We start from the raw sequence: 20,639 nt of genomic DNA on the forward strand, positions 1-20,639 counted from the left end.
GCGGGGTTGGGGGACGGGGGTCAGACGTTGACGAGCTCGTCGGCGCGTTCTGCGTCGGCGGGCTTTTCCGTGCGGCGGAACGGTGAGGTGATCGTCCGCAGGACCTGGTCGCGGTTGTGGATCGCCGCGCCGATGGCCAGCACGAGGTAGACCGCGCTGATCACGTAGCGCCCGGTCTGACCTGGTACGGCGAACTGAACCGCGAACAGGCCCAGCAACGTCCAGGCCGCCCAGCGCGGGAAGCGCAGGTTGAGCAGGATCGCGATCCCGAGCAGCGTCTGCGTGGCGGTGAGGAGGAACTCCTCGATCTGCCGCCCGTCCATGTGCAGCGCCGCACCGCCGCCACCGATCCCGTAGGCGATCGGGAGGCTGCCGATCAGCAGCGTCCACTGGTTCACCTTCGCCGAGATCAGCAGGCCCAGGGCGGCCGCGCCCTTGCCCCGCCAGGCGAACAGGATCGCCACGATGAACTCCGGTGCCTCGGACGCCAGCGGCGCCAGCCACTGGACCAGCAGGAACTGGTCGATCCCCAGCGCCCGGCCGCCCTGCACGAGTGAGTCCGCGAACGGCTCCGCGGCCGCCAGGATGATCCCGGCCGAGACCAGGAACATCGCAGTCACGGTGATCCGCCGCTGCAGTTTCGGCAACCCGCCGATCGTCGCGGCCGGGCCGATCAGGTCGGGCTCGTCGTCATGCTCTGACGTGGCCGCGCGATACAGGTAGTACGCGAAGAAGGCGAGCAGCAGGATCCCCAGCACCAGGTGGATCTGGCCGGTCACCGGGATCACGAACGCGACCAGGCCGGCAACTGCGAGGAAACCGAGCTCCCGGCGGTACCCGGACTCGAGCACCAGCGCCTTGACGGACTGCCCGCTGCGCCGCGAGGCGACGTACAGGCTGATCAGCACGACGCTGGACCAGCCGAGGCCGAGGAGCAGCCGGTTCGAGCCGGTCATGTTGGCGGCGGCGTACTGCACGTAGTCCGGGTTCGAGCCGGCGGTGTGGGCGAAGTACAGATCGACGGCGTACTCCGGCAGGACTGCGATGACCGCCAGGAGTGCGATGGCCAGACCGCCCGAGATGTCCATCTCCGCCGCCTCGGCCGCCCAGGCCAGGACGAAGGACGCGGCGACCACGGCGAGGCCGAAGATCAGCATCGAGGCCAGTGCCGGGGGATGTGTGCCGGTGAGCCGGAGGGCGACTGCGGGGATCGCCACCAGGAACAGCAACAGCACAGGGCGGAGTGCTCGGAACATGGTTCCAGCCTGCCACCGTTTCGATACTTTCGCAATTGCGAAAGTATGAGACCGTCGTCACGACGGCCCGGCGAGCTGTCCGCAGACCGGTCTACCGGTCACAATGACTGCGCGATGACCAACCCTGAACCGACGAAGGCTCAGCTCGATTCCGCCGCGGGCACCTTCGCCATGCTCTCCGCACCCGTCCGGCTGCACCTGGTGTCGCTGGCCGCGCAGGGGGAGTACGACGTCGGCACCCTGGCGGAGCGCGTCGGCGTGAGTATCGCCACCGCGAGCCAGCACCTCGGCAAGCTGCGGCTGGCCGGGATCATCACTGCCCGCCGCGAGGGCCGGCGGCACATCTACACCGTCGACGACCCCCACGTCCTGAACCTCGTCGACCAGATCTTCGAGCACATCGCCCCCGACGGCTCCCTGGCCCCCGATCCACCCCGCCGCACCAGGCCGCCGCATACCGACTGACCATCGGGGACTGCGTCACGGGTCGGTAAGGTGCCGGGGGTTTCGCCCGGGTCCGCCGCGTCCTACCTTCAGGGCAGGGGGAGGTAGCGATGAGGGAAGCCTGGGAGTTGTTGACCGCGGGTCCTGACGATGCCGAGCGCGGGGTGCTGCTGTTACCCGGCGGAGCCAACGCGGCCCGCTCGTTCGACCTGGTGATGGCGGAGCCGGCGCTGGCCGGTGTTCGTCTGGTGGCCACGACGCTGCCGGGCATGGCGGGTGCCCCGGTCGTGGGTGACGTGTCCGTTCCGGGCCTGGCACGGCGGGCCGGCGAGTTGGCCAAGCTGCACCGGTGCGACGTGGTCGTCGGCTTCTCGCATGGCGCCACAGTCGCCGTGGAGATGCTGCTGGGCGGTCATTTCCACGGCCCGGTCGTGCTCTTGGGTATCAGCCTGACGACCGAGGACGAAGCCGGATTCTTCCGCGCCGTCGTGTCGGCGTCGCAGAAGGTGGGCAGCTGGCCGATGGCCGTCCTGTTCAAGCTGCTTCCGCTGATGGCCAGGTCTGCCAAGACACCGGGCTCGCACAAGCGGGAGCTGATCGAGGACCTCAAGCAGAACAGGGCCGGCGATGCGCTTCGGCTTCTCGGCCCGTACTTCGACTACCTCGCCGCCGACCGTGACTATGCCGCCGAACTGGCCGCGTCAGGCTCCCCGGTGTGGGTGGTCCACGCCGAGAAGGGGGACGGCAGCCTCAGCGCCGCCGAGCGGGCCACTCTCGAGGCGGCCGCCAACGTGACCGTGGTGACGATCCCTGGCGCAGTGTTCTTGCTCCCGGACGAGGCACCACAACAGACCGCCGCCCTGGTCGCCGACGCGCTCGCACACGTCAGCTGGACTGGATGATGTGCCGCAGGTACCTCTCCGGGGCTTGCAGGTAGGCCTTCCAGTTCTGGACGAGTTTCAGGTCCTCCCACGTCGTACGGCGGATGCCCCAGTCGCCGACCTCGAGGATCGTCGCGCCGGGGAGGGCGGCGATGACGGGGGAGTGGGTCGCGCACAGCACTTGTGAGCCGCCTTCGGCGAGACGGTTGAGTACGCCGATCACGGCGAGGCTGCTGGAGAAGGAGAGCGCGGACTCGGGCTCGTCGAGGCAGTAGAACCCCGGCCGGCTGAACCTGTCACTGATGAGGTTGAGGAAGCTCTCGCCGTGGCTCATCTCGTGGAAGACCGGTTCCGGTGGGCCGGACGGCTTGGGGTTCCGCTCCAGATAGGAGTAGAAGCCGTGCATCGTCTCGGCGCGGAGGAAGAAGCCGGCCCGCTTCGCGCCGACGCCGCGGGTCAGCAGCAGGTCGTCGGCCAGCGGTGACTCGGTCGCCCGCGTGGTCAGCCGGGCGCCGGTCGAACCGCCCTCGGGAGACAGGCCGAACGCGACGGCGATGGCCTCGACGAGCGTCGACTTGCCGGCGCCGTTTTCTCCGACCAGGAACGTCACGCCCGGGTCGAGGTCGAGGCCGTCGGTCAGGAGCTGGTGGACCGCGGGGATGGTGTGCGGCCAGTGTCCGGACGGACGAATGCCCTCCGCCGCGGCAACCCGGCGTACGGGATGCGAGGCGAAGGGCATTCGCTCAGAATAGCTACTCGTCTTCGTCGTCCAACCGAGCCAGCCAGGTGGCGAAGCGTTCGATCGGAGTCTCGAACTCGGGGTTCAGATCGACGAACTCACGTAGCCGTTCGGCCACGAAAGCGAGCGTGACATCCTCCTCGCCACGCCGCTTCTCGAGCTCCTCGATCCCACGGTCGGTGAAGTACACGTCAGCTGAACGCCTGCTTCAGCAGCGTCGTCTGCTCGGTGCCGTGGACACCGTGCGAGCCGACCGCCGGGGCCGCCATCGCCGGCCGGGACACCCGGTAGAACGGCTTGCCGCCCAGGTGCTCGGTCAGGTTCAGCGCCATGAACGGCCACGGACCCTGGTTCGCCGGCTCGTCCTGCACCCAGCGGATCTCGGTCGCGTTCGGGTACTTCGCCAGCTCGGCCACGATCTCCTCGGCCGGCAGCGGGTACAGCTGCTCCACCCGCAGTACCGCCGTGCTGATCTTGTCCGGCTCGACCTTCTTGCGCTCGGCCAGCAGGTCGTACACGATCCGGCCCGAGGCCAGGATGACCCGCTCGACGGTCGCCGGGTTCGCCTCGGCCTCCGCGTCGTTGATCACCGGCCGGAAGGTGCCGTGGGTCAGCTCCTCCGGCTGCGACACCGCCTCCTTGCGCCGCAGCAGCTGCTTCGGCGTGAACACGACCATCGGGTTGTGCTCCTCGCCGAGCGTGTGCCGGCGCAGCAGGTGGAAGTACGACGCGGGCGTCGACGGCTGGGCGACGGTCATCGCGTTCTCCGCGCACAGCGCGAGGAACCGCTCGATCCGGGCCGAGGTGTGGTCCGGGCCCTGGCCCTCGTAGCCGTGCGGCAGCAGCAGCACGACACCGGACTTCTGGCCCCACTTCGCCTCACCGGACGAGATGTACTCGTCGATGACCGACTGTGCGCCGTTGACGAAGTCGCCGAACTGCGCCTCCCACAGGGTCAGCGCCTCCGGCCGCGCCACGGAGTACCCGTACTCGAAGCCGAGGGCGGCGTACTCGCTGAGCAGCGAGTCGTAGACGTAGAAGTTCGCCTGACCCTCGTCCAGGTTCTGCAGCGGGACGTAGTCCTGGCCGTTGACCCGGTCGATGATCGCGGCGAACCGCTGCACGAACGTCCCGCGGCGGCTGTCCTGACCGGCGAGCCGGACCGGCCGGCCCTCGAGCAGCAGCGAACCGAAGGCGGTGATCTCCGCGCTGGCCCAGTCGATCGGGCCCTCGGTGATCGCGTGCGCCCGGCGCTGCAGCTGCGGCATCACCTTCGGGTGCACGGTGAAGCCGGCCGGCAGCGTGGTGTGCGCGTCGGCGATCTTCTTCAGCACCTCGGGCGTGGTCGCGGTCGCGTCCGGACCCTCCGGCTTGTCCGGGTAGACCGGAGCCGTCACGTACGGCGCCGGCGTGTCCGGCTGGTTCTTCGCCTCGCGAACCTCGGCGAACACCCGCTCGAGCCGGTGCTGGAAGTCCATCATCGCCTGCTCGGCCTCTTCGATCGTGATGTCGCCACGACCGATCAGGGCCTCGGTGTACAGCTTGCGGACCGAGCGCTTCTGCTCGATCAGGTCGTACATCAGCGGCTGGGTGAAGCTCGGGTCGTCGCCCTCGTTGTGACCGCGGCGCCGGTAGCAGACCAGGTCGATGACGACGTCCTTGTTGAACGCCTGCCGGTACTCGAAGGCCAGGTCGGCGACCCGGATGCACGCCTCGGGGTCGTCGCCGTTGACGTGGAAGATCGGCGCCTGCACCATCCGCGCGACGTCGGTGGAGTACATCGACGAGCGGGACGAGGCCGGCGAGGTGGTGAAGCCGACCTGGTTGTTCACGATCACGTGGATCGTGCCGCCGGTGCGGTACCCGCGCAGCTGGGACAGGTTCAGCGTCTCGGCCACGACGCCCTGGCCGGCGAAGGCCGCGTCACCGTGGACGAGCACCGGCAGCACCGGGAAGGCCGCGCCGCGGTCCAGGATGTCCTGCTTGGCCCGGACGATACCCTCGAGCACCGGGTCGACGGTCTCCAGGTGGGACGGGTTCGCCGCCACCGACACCTTGATCTTGTCGCCGAACTCCGACACGAACTCGCCCTCGGCGCCCAGGTGGTACTTGACGTCACCGGAGCCCTGCACGGTCCGCGGGTCGATGTTGCCCTCGAACTCGCGGAAGATCTGGCCGTACGACTTGCCGACGATGTTCGCCAGCACGTTCAGCCGGCCGCGGTGCGCCATACCGATCGCGACCTCTTCCAGGCCGGCGCCGGCCGCCTCCTCGCAGAGCTCGTCGAGCAGCGGGATCGTGGTCTCCCCGCCCTCGAGCGAGAATCGCCGCTGACCGACGTACTTGGTCTGCAGGAAGGTCTCGAACGCCTCGGCCTCGTTCAGCTTGGCCAGGATCCGCAGCTGCTCCTCGCGCGGCGGCTTGGTGTGCGGCCGCTCGATCCGCTCCTGCAGCCACTTGCGCTGCTCGGGGTCCTGGATGTGCATGTACTCGATACCGGTGGTCCGGCAGTACGAGTCGCGCAGGATGCCGAGGATCTCGCGCAGCTTCATGAACCGCCGGTCGCCGCCGAACGAGCCGGTGGCGAACTCGCGGTCCAGGTCCCACAGCGTCAGGCCGTGGGTGGCGACGTCGAGGTCGGGGTGGCTGCGCTGCTTGTACTCCAGCGGGTCGGTGTCGGCCATGATGTGGCCGCGCACCCGGAACGCGTGGATCAGCTCGAGGATGCGGGCCTGCTTGCTGATGTCCTCCTCGTGGCTGTGCGGGAGGTCGGCGGCCCAGCGGATCGGCTCGTAGGGGATCCGCAGGCTCTGGAAGATCTCGTCGTAGAAACCTTCCTGGCCGAGCAGCAGCTGGTGGATCCGGCGCAGGTACTCACCCGACTGGGCGCCCTGGATGATCCGGTGGTCGTACGTCGAGGTCAGCGTCATCACCTTGCTGACCGCGAGCTTGGCCATCGTCTCCTCGGCCGCACCCTGGTACTCCGCCGGGTACTCCATCGCGCCGACGCCGATGATGCAGCCCTGCCCCGTCATCAGCCGCGGCACCGAGTGCTGCGTGCCGATCGTGCCGGGGTTGGTCAGGCTGATCGTCGTGCCCTGGAAGTCGGGCAGGGCGAGCTTGTTGTCGCGGGCCCGGCGGACGATGTCCTCGTAAGCCATCCAGAAGTCGGCGAACGTCATCGTCTCGGCGGACTTGATCGACGGCACCAGCAGCTGCCGAGTGCCGTCCGGCTTCTGCATGTCGATGGCCAGGCCGAGGTTGATGTGCGCCGGGTGGACCAGGGTCGGCTTGCCGTCGGTCTCGTCGTACGACGCGTTCATCTCCGGCAGCGTCTTCAGCGCCTTGACCAGCGCCCAGCCGATCAGGTGCGTGAAGGACACCTTGCCACCACGGGCACGCTTGAGGTGGTTGTTGATGACAATGCGATTGTCGATCAGCAGCTTGACCGGGACCTCGCGGACGCTGGTCGCGGTGGGGACCGTGAGGCTGGTCTCCATGTTCTGCGCCGTCCGGGCCGGGGCCCCGCGGAGGATCTTCCGCTCGGCCTCGTCGGCCGCGGGCTGGGCCGCCTGGGGCTCGGCCGTCTTGGGCTCGGCCGTCTTGGGCTGGGCTGCCTTGGGCTGCGCCGGCTGTGCGGGTGTCGGCTGGTTCACCGTGCCTCCGGTAGGGGCTGCCTGCTGGGGTGCGGCGGCCTGCGCAGGGGCCGGCGTGGCGGGGGACTGTGTCGCGGGGGACTGCGCCGCCGCAGCCGCGGCGGGAGCGTTCGAGGCGGGCACGGTCGGCGTCGTACCGCGGCTCGGCGCCTCGGGGGTCTTGTTGTCGGACACCGCGTCGGGCCTGGGAGCGTCGGCCGGGGGAGTCGTCACCGGCTTCGCGTCGCCATCAGGGTTGTACGTCTTGAAGAAGTCGAGCCACGCCGGATCCACCGAATTCGGGTCCTGCTGGTACTTCTCGTACAGCTCGTCGACCAGCCATTCGTTCGCACCGAAGGCTGCTAGGGGGTTGGTGTCTGATGGCTCGGTGGCCACTTGGCAGTTCGCCTCTTCCGATTCGGGTCCGGTAGCACGGTTAATTCAGATGTTATGGGTGGTGTCCCATGCAAAGGCTAATAGCACCGCGACCACTTCCACAGCCCGGGACCACCGGACCAGTGTGTCGAGTGGTCGGGCTCCGGCGAGTCGATCGACCGGCGCCTGAAACACTGCTGACAAAGGTGTTTCAGGCCACACGCCCTCGTCTCACCACCTGTCGGTGCGGAGAGCAACGGCAGTGACTCCGGGACCCCTTGCAGATGTGGCTTTCCGGCGTCTGTCCCGACCGCCCGGTCAGGGGGTCGTCGAGCGTGGACGCCCACTGTATGCAGTTGTCCACTCGCCCGCGGTGATGATCACAAGCGCGCAAAAGTGTGGCCAACGTCACGCTCCGAATCAGTCCACCTGGGAATGATTGGCCTTCATCGGTTGGTCAGCCGCCGGACCAGCTTGAGACCCGACCAGGTCGCGTCGATCGCGCAGACCTTCACGTCGACGACGCCGAGCGGGAGGGCCAGCTCGCGGATCCCGTTCTCGTCGAGGTCGGTCGCGACCCCGGACGATCGCTTCGGCCAGGCGGCCCAGATCATGCCGGCCGTCACCGTCTTCTCCAGCAGCACGGGCAGCCGCTTCGCGAGCCGCGAGCGGTCCGGGCAGAACATCAGCACGACGTCGTACGACGAACCGCTCGCCCGGCGCGCGACCGTCGTACCGGCCGGCAAGCCTTCGATCGTGAAGCCGTCCGGCGCGTTGTCGAGCAGGACCAGGTGCTCGGGCTTGATGCCGAGTTTGGCAGCCAGCGGTTTCCCCGAGTAACCGGATGTGGTCATGAGGGGATGGTAGGGCGGCATACTGACTGGATGGCGTTGACGGATGAGGCGATCGTCAAGATCAAAGAGATGATCACCTCGGGGGAACTGGGTCCGGGGGATCGACTGCCGAAAGAGGCGGATCTGGCCGCGCGGTTAGGCCTGTCGCGGAACTCGCTGCGCGAGGCGGTCAAGGCGCTCACGCTGGTCAACGTGCTGGACGTCCGGCACGGCGACGGCACCTATGTCAGCAGTCTCGACTCGGCGCATCTGCTCGACGCGCTCAACTTCATGGTCGACCTGCACCGCGACGACTCGGTCCTGCAGTTCTTCGAGGTACGGCGGTTGCTCGAGCCGGGGGTCGCCGCGCTGGCCGCCACCCGGATCAAGCAGGAACAGGTGATCGAGCTCCGGCTGCTGACCAGCGACCTCACGCCCGACGCGGATGTCGAGGACCTGGTCGCGAACGATCTGCGGTTCCATCGCGCGATCGCCGAGGCGACCGGGAACCAGGTCGTCTGCTCGCTGCTCGACGGCATCTCCGGCGCGACCCAGCGAGCCCGGATCTGGCGGGGTGTCACCCAGGCCGGCGCGGTCCAACGCACGCTGGCCGAGCACGCCGCGATCCTCGACGCGATCGAGATCGGCGACGCCGAGGCAGCCCGCGCGTGGATGACCGCTCACATCGCCGGCGTCGAAACCTGGCTGCGCAAGGCCCCCTAGCCATGGCCTTCGAACCGCCGCCACCGCGCAGCGCGCTGACGCTGCGGATCGTGTTGTCGGCGTTCGGGGTGGTGCTGTTCGCGGCGGCCGTGGTGCTGTCCGTCGCCTACGATCTGCCGGCGGGCTGGGTGATCACCTTCGGGGCGCTCGGCGTGGTAGCCCTGGTGGACCTGGTGGTTGTTGCCTGGCGCAAGCGTTCGGAAAAGTAGTTGATGGTCCGTGCGCCGGCCCGTATTCTGGGGGACGTCTCATTCCCGGCGTCAGGGGTCTGCGTTGTAACTCCGAGGTCTTTTCTTCAGTCGATCGATCGCCACCTGTCTGGTGCGCGGTCTCGTCCGAGACCTCGTTGGGAGTGCAACGCCTATGAGTTTTTCCCTGTCCTGCACCGACCTCTTCTTCGCCTGGCCTGACGGCGAGGTTCAGTTCGACGGCCTGACCTTCGTCGCCGGGCCGGTCCGCTCCGGCCTGGTCGGCCGTAACGGCGCCGGCAAGTCGACGCTGCTCCGGCTGATCGCCGGCCGGCTCACCCCGCAGCGCGGGGCGATCCGGGTCAGCGGCGAGCTCGGGTACCTGCCGCAGGACCTGACCCTCGACACGTCCCTGCGGGTCGACCAGGCGCTCGGCATCGAGGCCGTCCGGAAGGCGATCGTCGCGATCGAGTCCGGTGACGCCTCGGAGCAGAACTTCACGATCGTCGGCGACGACTGGGACGTCGACGAACGCGCTGAGGCGCTGCTCGGCAAGCTCGGTCTCGGTGCGATCGGCCTCGATCGCAGCGTCGGCGAGCTGTCTGGCGGCGAGACGATCCTCCTCGGCCTCGCGGCGGAGCTGCTCCGGCGCCCCGACGTACTGCTGCTCGACGAACCGACGAACAACCTCGACCTGCGGGCGCGGCGGCATCTGTACGACGCCGTCGACCAGTTCCGCGGTGCGTTGCTGATCGTCAGCCACGACCGGGAGCTGCTCGATCGGGTCGATCAGATCGGCGACCTCCGCAAGGGCGAGGTCACCTGGTACGGCGGCAACCTGACGGCGTACGAGGAGGCTGTCGCGGTCGAGCAAGAGGCGGCCGAGCGGATGCTGCGCGCGGCGGAGGCCGACGTACGGAAGCAGAAGCGCGACCTGGTCGAGGCGCGGATGAAGATGGATCAGCGCCGCGCCCGCGGGCAGCGGGCCTTCGAACAGGGCGGGATTCCGAAGATCATCGCCGGTGGGTTGAAACGGTCGGCGCAGGTGTCGGCCGGCAAGCACCTCGGGATGCAGTCCGAGCGGCTCGATTCCGCGCAGGAGGCGTTGGCCGATGCGGAGGAGAAGGTCCACGACGACGACACGATCCGGGTGGACCTGCCGAAGACCGCCGTACCTGCTGGTCGCGTGGTGCTGCGGCTCGAGGATCATGTACTGCGCACCGGCGCGCACGTCGACCTGGAGATCCGCGGGCCCGAGCGGATCGCGCTGACCGGGCCGAACGGCGCCGGCAAGACGACGCTGCTGCAGTCGATCGTTTCGGGGGAGCTGCCGGCGGTGCCGTTCCGGTACCTGCCCCAGCGACTCGACCTGCTCCGCGACGACCTGTCCGTCGTCGACAACCTGGCGCTGCTGGCCCCGAGCACGGAGAACCAGGAACGCCGCTCGCGCCTGGCCCGCTTCCTGTTCCGTGGTCGAGCGGCCGACCAGTTCGTCAGCACGCTGTCCGGCGGCGAACGCTTCCGGGCGACGCTGGCGGCGCTGTTGCTGGCCGAGCCCCCGCCCCAGTTGCTGATGCTGGACGAGCCGACCAACAACCTCGACCTGTCCAGCGTTGCCCAACTCAAGGATGCGTTGGCGTCGTACAACGGCGCCCTCGTCATCGCCAGCCACGACGTGCCTTTCCTCCGCGACATAGGCATAACCCGCTGGCTGGAGCTGACTCCGGAAACCCTCACGGATATAGAACCGCTGTAACCCCGCACCACCCAACGCCCGGCCGGCGAACCCGGCCGGGCGTTCCTTTGTGCCCGGATGCCCGCCGGATTTCCGGGAGGGGTTGAAGATTGATACCCCCTAGGGGTATGTTCTGCGGCATGGACGAGCACGGTGGACAGATGGATCACGTCGGGCAGATGGATCACGGCGGGCACGCGGGCCACGCGGAGCACAGTGAGCACGGTGAGCACAGTGGGCATGGGGCGCACGGGGAGCACGCTGGGCATGGCGGGCACGGGGATCATGCGGCGCAGTTCAAGGACCGGTTCTGGATCAGCCTGGGGCTGGCGGTGCCGGTGGTCTTCTTCAGCGCGATGTTCGCGGATCTGCTGGGGTATACGCGGCCGGACTTCCCGGGTGCGGGGCTGATTGCGCCGGTGCTCGGGACGGTGATCTTCGTGTACGGCGGGCAGCCGTTCCTGACGGGTGGTTGGAGCGAGCTGAAGTCCCGTCGGCCCGGGATGATGCTGCTGATCTCGATGGCGATCACGGTGGCGTTCGTGGCGTCGTGGGTGACGACGCTGAAGCTCGGCGGGTTCGACCTGGACTTCTGGTGGGAGCTCGCGCTGCTGATCGTGATCATGCTGCTCGGCCACTGGCTGGAGATGCGGGCGCTCGGTGCCGCATCCGGTGCGCTCGATGCGCTGGCAGCCTTGCTGCCGGACGCGGCCGAGAAGGTGGTCGACGGCGAGGTCGTCGAGGTGTCGCTGCATGAGTTGCAGGCGGGTGACGTCGTACTCGTCCGGTCCGGTGGCCGGGTGCCGGCGGACGGGACGGTCGTCGACGGGCAGGCCGAGGTCGACGAATCGATGATCACCGGGGAGTCGCGGCCGGTGTCGCGAGCCGTGGGCGACGCGGTGGTGGCGGGAACTGTTGCCACCGACAACGCTCTGCGGATCGAGATCACGGCGGTCGGCGATGACACTGCGCTGGCTGGGATCCAGCGGCTGGTCGCCGAAGCGCAGGCATCCTCGTCGCGTGCGCAGGCGCTGGCTGATCGGGCGGCGGCGTTCTTGTTCTACTTCGCGTCGATCGCCGGGCTGATCACATTCGTGGTGTGGGCGTTGCTCGGCAAGGTCGACGAGGCCGTGACGCGGACGGTGACCGTACTGGTGATCGCCTGCCCGCACGCCCTCGGCCTGGCGATCCCACTGGTGATCGCGATCTCCACGGAGCGCGCAGCGAAGGCCGGCGTACTCGTGAAGGACCGTCTCGCACTCGAACGGATGCGGACGATCGACGCGGTCCTGTTCGACAAGACGGGCACGCTGACGAAGGGCGAGCCGGCCGTTACCGGGGTCGCCACGGTCGGAACCGTCTCGCACGATGAGCTGCTGAACCTGGCCGCCGCGGTCGAGGCGGACAGCGAACACCCGCTGGCAAAGGCCATCGTCCGCGCGCACGCCGATCGGGTACCTGTCGGCGGACGAATGGTCGCGTCGGAGTTTCGCTCATTGACCGGGCGCGGTGTCCAGGCGGTGGTCGACGGTTCGGAGGTTGCCGTCGGCGGACCGGCGTACTTGCGGGAGAGCGGGTTGGAGGAGCCTCGCGAGTTGGATGCAGAGGTTGCGGAGTGGAAGACGCGGGGCGCCGCGGTGCTGCATGTCGTGAGGGACGGGCGGGTGCTCGGGGCTGTCGCGCTTGAGGATGAGGTGCGGGAGGAGTCTCGGCAGGCGGTGGATGCGTTGCACCGGCGTGGGGTGAAGGTCGCGATGATCACCGGGGATGCGCATCAGGTGGCCGACGCCGTGGCGAAGGAGCTCGGGATCGACGAGGTGTTCGCCGAGGTGCTGCCGCAGGACAAAGATGCCAAGGTCGCCGAACTGCAGGCCCGCGGACTGAAGGTCGCCATGGTCGGTGACGGAGTCAACGACGCCCCGGCCCTGGCCCGCGCCGAGGTCGGCATCGCGATCGGCGCCGGCACCGACGTCGCCATCGAATCCGCCGGCGTCGTCCTCGCCGCCGACGACCCGCGCGCCGTGCTCTCGGTGATCGAGCTGTCCAAGGCCAGCTATCGCAAGATGTGGCAGAACCTCATCTGGGCGACCGGCTACAACGTCATCACGGTCCCGCTCGCGGCCGGCGTCCTCGCCTTTGCAGGCATCGTCGTCTCCCCGGCCGTCGGTGCGCTGCTGATGTCGATCTCCACAATCGTCGTGGCCCTCAACGCCCAGCTGCTGCGCCGCCTCAACCTCTCACCGGCCCGCCTCGCCGCGTAGTCCGGTCAGCACGACCGCCACCAGGCGCCGTACCGCAGCCTTCGACGGTACGGCGCCGGCCGCGCCCAGCGCATGCACGCAGTACGTCGCCAGTTCCTTCGGCGGAACGTCGTCGCGTACGTCGATCATCAAACCGGCGAGGAATTCGACCAGGTGCTCCTGCGCTCGCGCGACATGCTCCGACCGGTGCAGCGACGCAGCCGGCTCCGACGACGGATGCTCGTGGCAGATGAACGCATAAGCCTCCAGCACCGCCTCGAGTCGCCCGGTGCCGGTCCAGATCTCGGTGAGGTGCCGCAGATGATCGCCGACCTGCCGCTCGTGCCATGCCGTCAGGATCGACTCGACGTCGGGGAAGTACTTGTAGAGCGTCGCCCGGCCGACCCCGGCCCGCTTGGCAACCTCGGACATCGTGACGCCGGTCAACCCGCGCTCGGCGACCAGCGCGGCGGTCGCATCGAGCGTCGCCGTCCGCACGGCGTGGCGATGCGTCGCGATGCTGTCGTCCCACAACTTCGGCACGGCGCTGATCTTACCTGGACATATTGTTAGTATGCGAGACACTATGTATTGAAAAAAGGAGATCGGGATGCCGGTTGTCGAGGGGTACGCCGAGACCGCGCGGGCGGCGCGGTACGTCGAGCAGTTGAGCAGCCACTTCGGGCACGAGCCGGGTGGGATGAAGGTGCTGGCGAGCGAACCGGGCCAGTTGGTCGTCGACCTCGGCGGCGCGACCTGGTCCCTTCGCGCCGACCCGGCTGGCCTGACGCTCCGCGTCGAGTCCGCCGATGCGAGCCTGCTGACCCGACTCAGCGCCCGGGTCGCGGAGCGCGTCGAGCAAATCGGCCGCCGCGACGGACTCACCGTCCACTGGCAGCCGGCGACCAGCTCCTAAGGACAGGAGGTAGTGGCTGCGGAGCGCACCTAGCGGCTGGTCTCCAGCGTGCCGAGTGCCACCGAGGGCCGACACCTCCTGTCCTTAGGGCGGTTTCAGCTGCCGAGCAGCCGTCGCATGGTCGTGATCTCGCTGGTCTGGGCGGTGTCGATCTTCTTCGCCAGAGCGATGGCGGCAGGGTCCTTGCCGGTGGTCTGCTCGGTCTTCGCCATGGCGACCGCGCCTTGGTGGTGCTCGATCATCTTCTGCATCCACATCCGGTCGAACCTCGAGCCGGACGCCTTGGACAGCTCGGCCAGCTCGTCGGCGCCCATCATGCCCGCCATGCTGTGACCGCTGTGTTCACCGGGCGTCGGGACCGGCCTGCCCCACGCGGCCAGCCATCCGGACAGCTGCTTGATCTCCGGGTCCTGGGCGGCCTTGATCGCGGTCGCCAGGTTCTTCACCTCCGCGGTCGTTGCCTTCCGCAACGCCAGGTCGGCCATCTCGACGGCCTGCTGGTGGTGCGGGATCATCTGGCTCGCGAACGTGGCGTCCGCGTCGTTGAACGCGGCGGCTGCCGACGTCGAAGGCGACGTACCCGGACTGTCCGAGCCGCAGGCGGTCACGCCGAACACGGCAACAAGAAGAGCGGCCGAAGCCGCGGTCGTACGGTAGACGTGCGTCATCACAATCCTTGGGTGTGTGTAGAAATCAGGTACGGGGAAACAGGCGCACGTCGGCCTATATCCGCAGTACACCCAAGGAGGAGAAATCCATCGTCGGTGGAGACCGCTCACCTGCTGCCGGCCGCTCGAGCACCGACGGCAGCGCTACTGCTCGCCACACCAGCAGGCTGCGAAGCCCCAGCAGCAACGCCAGCAGCAGGACGAGCCCGGTCAGAACTGCGAGGCAGGCGCTGCCCATGTCGTGCATCTCGTCGGCCGGGGCTACGTGCACTCCGGCCGGCTGAGCGTGCGCCATCACCATCGGCGCGTCGGGCTTGGCCATGGCCGCATCGTGGTGGGAGGTGAGGCCGTGCATCGCGAAGACCCCGGCGACTACCGTGAGTACGCCGAGTACACCGAGCAGTCGCGCTCCGCGTTCGTGTGTGCGACCAGGCATCCCGACAAGAGTAGCGAGCTGGGCTGGTTGCACAGCCAGCACCCGCCGAGTGTGCACACTGGACGGTGAGACCGCCCGCCGGGAGTCGTACGTTCGGTGAAATCCCAGGGCTGGAGGTTTCGATGGCCGGTACATCTGTAGGTGCGGACGATTACGCGCTCGCCCGCGTCCCGGAAAACGCGCGGTACTCCTGGTGGTCTGTCGCGACCCAGCGGTTCGGGCAGATCTCGGCGCTGAGTCAGTTCCTGCTCGGCGCGACGCTCGGGTTCGGGATGAGCTTCTGGACCGCGTTCTGGGCGCTCACGCTCGGCGCGGTGATCCTCGAACTCGTCGCGATCCTGATCGGGGTCATCGGCGCCCGCGAGGGTCTGCAGACGTCGGTGATCGCACGCTGGACCGGGTTCGGCCAGGCCGGCTCGTCGCTGATCGGGCTCGCGATCGGGATCAGTCTGATCGGGTGGTTCGGGATCCAGTCCGCGGTGTCGGCGGCCGGTCTCAGCCAGCTGATCGGCGTACTCCCGACCTGGGGCTGGTCGCTCGTCTTCGGTCTCGCGGTGACGCTCGTCGTACTGCGTGGCTTCCACTCGATGGCCTGGGTCGCGTATGTGACGGTCCCGGCGTTCCTGGTCCTGGTCGGCTGGTCGATCATCAGCGAGCTGTCCGACCACAGCTTCGGCTCGCTGGTGAACTCCGCGCCACCCGGTCCACATCTGAGCCTGCTGGAGGGTACGACGCTCGTCGCGGGCGGATTCATCGTCGGGGCGGTGATCACGCCGGACATGACCCGCTTCAACCGCAGCGTCGGCGACGTCGTCAAGCAGACCGTCCTCGGCATCACGCTCGGCGAGTACGTGATCGGCCTGGTCGGCGTGCTGCTCGCTCACGCGGTCGGTTCGGCGAACGTGATCACGATCGTCACCTCGTCGGTCGGCTGGGTCGGCACGCTGGTGATCATCCTCGGCACGATCAAGATCAACGACTGGAACCTGTACAGCTCCGGCCTCGGCATCGTGAACTTCATCGGCACCGTCTTCGGCCGGCACGTCAACCGGGCCGTGGTCACGCTGGTCGTCGGCATCCTCGGCAGCGTGCTCGCGGCCGGCGGGATCCTGGACAAGTTCACCGAGTTCCTGACCGTGCTCGGCGTCGCGTTCCCGCCGATCGCCGGGATCATGGTCGCGGAGTACTTCGTGGTGAAGCGCTGGCGCCCCGACCTGGACGCGACCAGAGCCGCGGGCACCCTGCCCGCGACCGCGCCGACCTGGGTACCGGCCACGATCGTGATCTGGATCGGCGCGGCCCTGATCGGCAAGTACGTCGGCTGGGGACTGCCCAGCATCAACTCGCTCGTCGTCGGCTTCCTGGCGTACGTCGTGGCGGGCAGGCTCGGTCTGATCCGGGGCGTCGGGACCAGCCGCACCATGGACAGCGAGCCGACTGAGATCAGCACCGTCGTACAACCTGGGAGGATCTGAATGCGTATCGGCATCGATGTCGGTGGCACCAACACCGACGCCGTGCTGCTCGACGGGACGAGCGTGCTGGCCGCGAACAAATCGGCGACCAGCGCGGACGTCACGGCAGGCATCATCGACACCCTCGACCGGCTGCAGGCGGAGCGATCCTTCGACCCGGCGCAGGTGCAGGCCGTGATGATCGGCACCACGCACTTCATCAACGCTCTTGTCGAGGCGAGGCGGCTGGCCCCGACGGCGGCACTCCGCCTCGGGCTGCCCGCCACCGCGTCGCTGCCGCCGCTGGTCGACTGGCCGGAGCGGCTGGTCGAGGCGATCAGCGGGCGCAGCTACCTGGCGCACGGCGGGCACGAGTTCGACGGCCGGCACATCGCTGAGCTGGACGAGGACGAGCTGCGCCGGCATGCGGGCGACATGGTGGAGCACGGCGTCCGGTCGGTGGCGATCTCGTCGGTGTTCTCGCCGGTGAGCAACGAGTTCGAACTGCGCGCGGCGGAGATCCTGCGCTCCGAGCTCGGTGACGACGTGGCGATCTCGCTGTCGCACGAGATCGGCCGGATCGGCCTGCTGGAGCGGGAGAACGCGACGATCATCAACGCCGCGCTCCGCGAGCTGGCCGCGAGCATCGTCGACGGACTCTCCGGTGCGGTCGCCGGCCACGGCATCTCCGCGCCGCTGTACCTGAGCCAGAACGACGGCACCTTGATGGACGTCGACTTCGCCCGCCGGTACCCGGTCGCCACGTTCGCGTCCGGTCCGACGAACTCGATGCGCGGTGCGGCGCTGCTGTCCGGCCTCGACACCTGCGCAGTCGTCGACGTCGGCGGCACGACGAGCGATGTCGGCGTACTGACGCACGGCTTCCCGCGCGAGGCGACCACCGAGGTCGATGTCGCCGGGGTGCGGACGAACTTCCGGATGCCCGACGTGCTCAGCATCGGGATCGGCGGCGGCAGCTTGGTGGCCTCGGGCAACGATGTGGTGACGGTCGGGCCGCGGTCGGTGGGCTACCGCCTGACCGAGGAGGCGTTGGTCTTCGGCGGTAAGACGCTGACGGCAACGGACATCGCGGTCGCGGCCGGCCGGGCCGAGGTCGGTGACACTTCGGCGGTCTCCGAGCTGGATCCGACGCTGGTGAAGGCGGCTCTGGCTCGGGTGGCGGCGGACATCGCGGACGCGGTCGAGCGGATGCGCACGTCGCCCGACCCGCTGCCGGTGGTGGCTGTCGGCGGTGGATCGATCCTGCTGCCGGACGATCTGCCCGGCAGCCTCGCGGTCCATCGGCCGGATCACTTCGCGGTCGCGAACGCGATCGGGGCGGCGATCGCGCAGGTCGGCGGCGAGGTCGACCGGGTGTACGCGATCGATCCCGGCCGCCGTGACGCCGTGGTGGACGAGGCGCGCCAGGAGGCGATCGACCGTGCGATCGCGGCTGGCGCCGACCCTGCGGCCGTGCGGATCGTGGACTTCGACGAGGTGCCGATCCCGTACCTGCCCGGCAACGCGACCCGCATCCGCTGCAAGGCCGTCGGCGACCTGCGCCTCGGGGAGGCATCATGAGCGCCGCCATCCCGCCATACCAAACGGTTTGGTATGGCGGCGGCGATGGAGCTCCATACCAAACGGTTTGGTATGGCGCCGGTGGCCTCCGAGCTGGGGTGGAGTGGTGGCGATGAAGCTTCGTGCTGAGGACCTGGGGTCCCTGGCCCGCGGTGCCGCTGTGCTGGGCACCGGGGGCGGAGGGGATCCGCACATCGGGAAGCTGCTCGCGCAGCAGGCCGTGCGTGAACACGGGCCGGTGGAGATCGTTGCTGTCGGCGACCTTCCGGACGATGCCTGTGTGTTGCCGGTGGCAATGATGGGCGCGCCGACGGTGATGGTGGAGAAGCTGCCGTCCGCGGACCAGATCTCGGTCGCGGTGCAGACCCTGGCGAAGTACGTCGGGAAGACGCCGACCCACCTCGCCTGTATCGAGGCCGGCGGGGTCAACTCGACCGTCCCGGTGATCGCCGCCGCGCAGCTCGGGCTGCCGCTGGTGGACGGGGACGGGATGGGCCGCGCGTTCCCCGAACTGCAGATGGTGCTTCCGACGCTCGCCGGGATCGAGGCGACCCCGATGTCGATCGTCGACGAGAAGGGCAACCGCGGCGTCTTCGACACGGTCACCAACGAATGGGCCGAACGGCTGGCCCGCTCGGCGACGATCGACATGGGGTGTTCGGCGATCGTCTCGCTGTACGCAATGACGGGCGCCGAGATCCGCGGCGCGTTTGTCGCCGGGACGCTCAGCAAGTGCGTCACGATCGGCCGGGCGATCGAGCGGGCCCAGCGTGAGCACGCCGACCCGGTCGCGGCGGTCGTCGGCGAGCTCGGCGGACGGCTCTTGCACGTCGGCAAGGTCGTCGACGTACAACGCCGTACGACGACCGGCTTCGCCCGCGGCGATGCGACTGTCGACGGGCTGGACGCGTCGCACGGTCGGGTGATGGTGCTGCGCTTCCAGAACGAGCATCTGGTTGCGGAGCTGGAAGGTACGGCGGTTGCCACCACGCCGGACCTGATCATCGTGCTGGACACCGAGACCGGCGAACCGATCACCACCGAGGCGCTGCGGTACGGCCACCGGGTCAGCGTGCTGGCCGCCCCGGCGGACGAACGCTGGCACTCTCCGGAAGGCATCGAGCTGGTCGGCCCGCGGTACTTCGGCTACGACCTCGACCCGATCCGCGCGCTGGAGACCGTATGACCGAGCGGAGCGAGGGAATCAAAAAGCACGGTGCGATTCGTGCCTCATGTCCGCCCGGAGCGAAGCGAGGACGAACATGAGCTGGCAATTGGACATCGACCACCTGAGGGATCTCGCGCGCGGTGCGGCGATCCTCGGGACCGGTGGCGGCGGCGATCCGCTGATCGGGCGGCTCCTGGTCGAGCAGGCGATCCGCGAGCACGGGCCGGTGACGGTCCTGGACCCGGACGAGCTGGACGACGACGCGTTCGTCATCCCGACCGCGCAGATGGGCGCGCCGACCGTGATCGTGGAGAAGATCCCGCGCGGCAGCGAGCCGGTCGGCGCCCTGCGCGCGCTCGAGAAGCACCTCGGCCGGACCGCCGACGCCACCATGCCGATCGAGTGCGGCGGCATCAACTCGATGATCCCGCTGCTCGTTGCCGCCCGCACCGGTCTGCCGGTGGTCGATGCCGACGGCATGGGCCGGGCGTTTCCGGAACTGCAGATGGAGACGTTCTCGGTGTACGGCGTACCGGGGTCGCCGATGGCGATCGCGGGCGAGCACGACGAGACCGTGGTGATCGACACCGGTACGGACAACAAGCAGATGGAGTGGCTGGCGCGCGGGATCACGATCCGGCTCGGCGGGGTCGCGCACATCGCGGAGTACTCGATGACGGGCGCGGAGGTGAAGCGCACCGCCGTACCGCGGACGCTGTCGCTCGGACTGTCAATCGGGCGGGCGGTCCGGGAGGCGCGGTCGGCGCACCAGGATCCGGTCGAGGCGATCCGGGCCGCGCTCGCGCCGACGCTCTACAGCCACCTGCGGGTGCTGTTCCGCGGGAAGGTGGTCGACGTGGAACGCCGTACGCTCGAGGGCTTCGCGCGCGGGCGGGCGCGGTTCACGGGGTTCGACGGGACGTCGGAGCTCGAGCTGCGCTTCCAGAACGAGAACCTGGTCGCGGAGGTCGACGGCGAGGTGGTCTGCACGGTGCCGGACCTGATCTGCGTGCTGGAGGCGGACACTGCGGAGCCGATCACGACTGAGGGCCTGCGATACGGCCAACGGGTCACCGTGGTCGGCATCTCGACGCCGGACCTGATGCGGACGCCGGAGGCGCTCGCTGTCTTCGGCCCGGCCTGTTTCGGGCTCGACGTGGAGTTCGACCCGGTCGAGCTGCGCGGCGATCTCGTCACCATTCCCTGACTCTCGGCCCGCCGTGCTGACCCCTCCGCGGCGGGCCGAGATCCCACCCGGACGTCCGCCACTGACCAACCTCGCGGCTTTCGCGACCGGCACGCTCAGGCGGCGGCCGGATCGGCCGGTCTGGCGAGTTTGGTCAGTGCCGCAGGTCCGCCCAGTGGCA

19 protein-coding genes are annotated in these 20,639 nt (G+C 68.8%); 11 read left to right on the forward strand and 8 right to left on the reverse strand.

Annotated features, from left to right (window positions below; translation table 11 throughout):
* Positions 1-20 precede the first annotated feature (20 nt).
* A complete protein-coding gene (locus EV653_RS33760) occupies positions 21-1,256 on the reverse strand; it encodes a sodium:proton exchanger (RefSeq protein ID WP_134109009.1) in 1,236 nt (411 codons plus the stop codon).
* A 114-nt stretch (positions 1,257-1,370) separates the two neighbouring features.
* On the opposite strand from EV653_RS33760, the gene EV653_RS33765 reads away from it, so the two are divergent.
* Both EV653_RS33765 and EV653_RS33770 read left to right on the forward strand, forming a co-directional pair.
* Positions 1,371-1,721, forward strand: coding sequence for an ArsR/SmtB family transcription factor (locus EV653_RS33765; protein ID WP_134109011.1), 351 nt, complete (start codon positions 1,371-1,373; stop codon positions 1,719-1,721).
* 89 nt (positions 1,722-1,810) lie between these two features.
* Positions 1,811-2,602 carry an alpha/beta fold hydrolase gene (locus EV653_RS33770; protein ID WP_134109013.1) on the forward strand — a complete coding sequence of 264 codons (792 nt, stop codon included), beginning with the start codon at positions 1,811-1,813 and terminating at the stop codon, positions 2,600-2,602.
* Here EV653_RS33770 and EV653_RS33775 read toward each other — a convergent pair.
* From EV653_RS33775 to EV653_RS33785, 4 genes are all read right to left on the reverse strand, one after another.
* The gene (locus tag EV653_RS33775) at positions 2,586-3,320 is read right to left on the reverse strand and encodes an AAA family ATPase (RefSeq protein ID WP_134109015.1); all 735 of its coding nucleotides are present in this window, start codon (positions 3,318-3,320) and stop codon (positions 2,586-2,588) included. The two genes, EV653_RS33770 and EV653_RS33775, sit on opposite strands and share 17 nt — an antisense overlap.
* Before the next feature lie 13 nt (positions 3,321-3,333).
* The gene (locus EV653_RS41425; protein ID WP_166679653.1) at positions 3,334-3,510 is read right to left on the reverse strand and encodes a DUF6104 family protein; all 177 of its coding nucleotides are present in this window, start codon (positions 3,508-3,510) and stop codon (positions 3,334-3,336) included.
* A 1-nt stretch (position 3,511) separates the two neighbouring features.
* Positions 3,512-7,351, reverse strand: a complete 3,840-nt coding sequence (locus EV653_RS33780; protein ID WP_134109017.1) for a multifunctional oxoglutarate decarboxylase/oxoglutarate dehydrogenase thiamine pyrophosphate-binding subunit/dihydrolipoyllysine-residue succinyltransferase subunit — start codon at positions 7,349-7,351, stop codon at positions 3,512-3,514.
* A 425-nt stretch (positions 7,352-7,776) separates the two neighbouring features.
* Positions 7,777-8,184 carry a DUF3052 domain-containing protein gene (locus tag EV653_RS33785; protein WP_238160606.1) on the reverse strand — a complete coding sequence of 136 codons (408 nt, stop codon included), beginning with the start codon at positions 8,182-8,184 and terminating at the stop codon, positions 7,777-7,779.
* A gap of 30 nt (positions 8,185-8,214) precedes the next feature.
* Between EV653_RS33785 and EV653_RS33790 the strand changes: the two genes are divergently transcribed.
* From EV653_RS33790 to EV653_RS33805, 4 genes are all read left to right on the forward strand, one after another.
* A complete protein-coding gene (locus EV653_RS33790) occupies positions 8,215-8,886 on the forward strand; it encodes a FadR/GntR family transcriptional regulator (RefSeq protein WP_134109022.1) in 672 nt (223 codons plus the stop codon).
* Positions 8,887-8,888: 2 nt separating this feature from the next.
* Entirely contained in the window at positions 8,889-9,095 is a 207-nt protein-coding gene (locus tag EV653_RS33795; RefSeq protein WP_134109024.1) for a DUF6343 family protein, read from the forward strand.
* 154 nt (positions 9,096-9,249) lie between these two features.
* A complete protein-coding gene (locus EV653_RS33800) occupies positions 9,250-10,830 on the forward strand; it encodes an ABC-F family ATP-binding cassette domain-containing protein (RefSeq protein WP_134109026.1) in 1,581 nt (526 codons plus the stop codon).
* A gap of 119 nt (positions 10,831-10,949) precedes the next feature.
* Positions 10,950-13,070: a heavy metal translocating P-type ATPase gene (locus tag EV653_RS33805; protein WP_238160607.1), complete on the forward strand. Its 2,121-nt coding sequence runs from the start codon at positions 10,950-10,952 to the stop codon at positions 13,068-13,070.
* Here the strand turns inward: EV653_RS33805 and EV653_RS33810 are convergent.
* Complete coding sequence (locus EV653_RS33810; protein ID WP_134109028.1) at positions 13,047-13,592, reverse strand: TetR/AcrR family transcriptional regulator; 546 nt, start codon at positions 13,590-13,592, stop codon at positions 13,047-13,049. The genes EV653_RS33805 and EV653_RS33810 overlap by 24 nt on opposite strands.
* Positions 13,593-13,659: 67 nt before the next feature.
* Between EV653_RS33810 and EV653_RS33815 the strand changes: the two genes are divergently transcribed.
* Positions 13,660-13,965, forward strand: coding sequence for a DUF2218 domain-containing protein (locus tag EV653_RS33815; RefSeq protein WP_134109030.1), 306 nt, complete (start codon positions 13,660-13,662; stop codon positions 13,963-13,965).
* Positions 13,966-14,060: 95 nt separating this feature from the next.
* Here EV653_RS33815 and EV653_RS33820 read toward each other — a convergent pair whose 3' ends face one another.
* Both EV653_RS33820 and EV653_RS33825 read right to left on the reverse strand, forming a co-directional pair.
* Positions 14,061-14,633 (reverse strand): DUF305 domain-containing protein, encoded by a 573-nt coding sequence (locus EV653_RS33820; RefSeq protein WP_134109032.1) that lies wholly within the window; start codon positions 14,631-14,633, stop codon positions 14,061-14,063.
* Between the two features lie 55 nt (positions 14,634-14,688).
* Positions 14,689-15,069 (reverse strand): DUF6153 family protein, encoded by a 381-nt coding sequence (locus tag EV653_RS33825; protein ID WP_134109034.1) that lies wholly within the window; start codon positions 15,067-15,069, stop codon positions 14,689-14,691.
* Positions 15,070-15,191: 122 nt separating this feature from the next.
* Here EV653_RS33825 and EV653_RS33830 point away from each other — a divergent pair, with 122 nt between their 5' ends.
* From EV653_RS33830 to EV653_RS33845, 4 genes are all read left to right on the forward strand, one after another.
* Positions 15,192-16,544: a purine-cytosine permease family protein gene (locus EV653_RS33830; protein WP_134109036.1), complete on the forward strand. Its 1,353-nt coding sequence runs from the start codon at positions 15,192-15,194 to the stop codon at positions 16,542-16,544.
* On the forward strand, positions 16,545-18,104 hold the full coding sequence (locus EV653_RS33835) for a hydantoinase/oxoprolinase N-terminal domain-containing protein (RefSeq protein ID WP_134109038.1): 1,560 nt from the start codon (positions 16,545-16,547) through the stop codon (positions 18,102-18,104).
* 112 nt (positions 18,105-18,216) lie between these two features.
* Positions 18,217-19,290, forward strand: a complete 1,074-nt coding sequence (locus EV653_RS33840) for a DUF917 domain-containing protein (protein WP_134109040.1) — start codon at positions 18,217-18,219, stop codon at positions 19,288-19,290.
* A 76-nt stretch (positions 19,291-19,366) separates the two neighbouring features.
* Positions 19,367-20,479 (forward strand): DUF917 domain-containing protein, encoded by a 1,113-nt coding sequence (locus EV653_RS33845; RefSeq protein ID WP_134109042.1) that lies wholly within the window; start codon positions 19,367-19,369, stop codon positions 20,477-20,479.
* Positions 20,480-20,639 lie beyond the last annotated feature (160 nt).

This window comes from Kribbella pratensis, from assembly GCF_004365355.1.
GTDB lineage: Bacteria > Actinomycetota > Actinomycetes > Propionibacteriales > Kribbellaceae > Kribbella.

What these genes read in the sequence shown, in the direction of transcription:
- EV653_RS33760 (WP_134109009.1), bottom strand. Translation starts at nt 1,256, where the DNA reads ATGTTCCGAGCACTCCGCCCTGTGCTGTTGCTGTTCCTGGTGGCGATC.
- EV653_RS33765 (WP_134109011.1), top strand. Translation starts at nt 1,371, where the DNA reads ATGACCAACCCTGAACCGACGAAGGCTCAGCTCGATTCCGCCGCGGGC.
- EV653_RS33770 (WP_134109013.1), top strand. Translation starts at nt 1,811, where the DNA reads ATGAGGGAAGCCTGGGAGTTGTTGACCGCGGGTCCTGACGATGCCGAG.
- EV653_RS33775 (WP_134109015.1), bottom strand. Translation starts at nt 3,320, where the DNA reads ATGCCCTTCGCCTCGCATCCCGTACGCCGGGTTGCCGCGGCGGAGGGC.
- EV653_RS33785 (WP_238160606.1), bottom strand. Translation starts at nt 8,184, where the DNA reads ATGACCACATCCGGTTACTCGGGGAAACCGCTGGCTGCCAAACTCGGC.
- EV653_RS33790 (WP_134109022.1), top strand. Translation starts at nt 8,215, where the DNA reads ATGGCGTTGACGGATGAGGCGATCGTCAAGATCAAAGAGATGATCACC.
- EV653_RS33795 (WP_134109024.1), top strand. Translation starts at nt 8,889, where the DNA reads ATGGCCTTCGAACCGCCGCCACCGCGCAGCGCGCTGACGCTGCGGATC.
- EV653_RS33800 (WP_134109026.1), top strand. Translation starts at nt 9,250, where the DNA reads ATGAGTTTTTCCCTGTCCTGCACCGACCTCTTCTTCGCCTGGCCTGAC.
- EV653_RS33805 (WP_238160607.1), top strand. Translation starts at nt 10,950, where the DNA reads ATGGACGAGCACGGTGGACAGATGGATCACGTCGGGCAGATGGATCAC.
- EV653_RS33815 (WP_134109030.1), top strand. Translation starts at nt 13,660, where the DNA reads ATGCCGGTTGTCGAGGGGTACGCCGAGACCGCGCGGGCGGCGCGGTAC.
- EV653_RS33820 (WP_134109032.1), bottom strand. Translation starts at nt 14,633, where the DNA reads ATGACGCACGTCTACCGTACGACCGCGGCTTCGGCCGCTCTTCTTGTT.
- EV653_RS33825 (WP_134109034.1), bottom strand. Translation starts at nt 15,069, where the DNA reads ATGCCTGGTCGCACACACGAACGCGGAGCGCGACTGCTCGGTGTACTC.
- EV653_RS33830 (WP_134109036.1), top strand. Translation starts at nt 15,192, where the DNA reads ATGGCCGGTACATCTGTAGGTGCGGACGATTACGCGCTCGCCCGCGTC.
- EV653_RS33835 (WP_134109038.1), top strand. Translation starts at nt 16,545, where the DNA reads ATGCGTATCGGCATCGATGTCGGTGGCACCAACACCGACGCCGTGCTG.
- EV653_RS33840 (WP_134109040.1), top strand. Translation starts at nt 18,217, where the DNA reads ATGAAGCTTCGTGCTGAGGACCTGGGGTCCCTGGCCCGCGGTGCCGCT.
- EV653_RS33845 (WP_134109042.1), top strand. Translation starts at nt 19,367, where the DNA reads ATGAGCTGGCAATTGGACATCGACCACCTGAGGGATCTCGCGCGCGGT.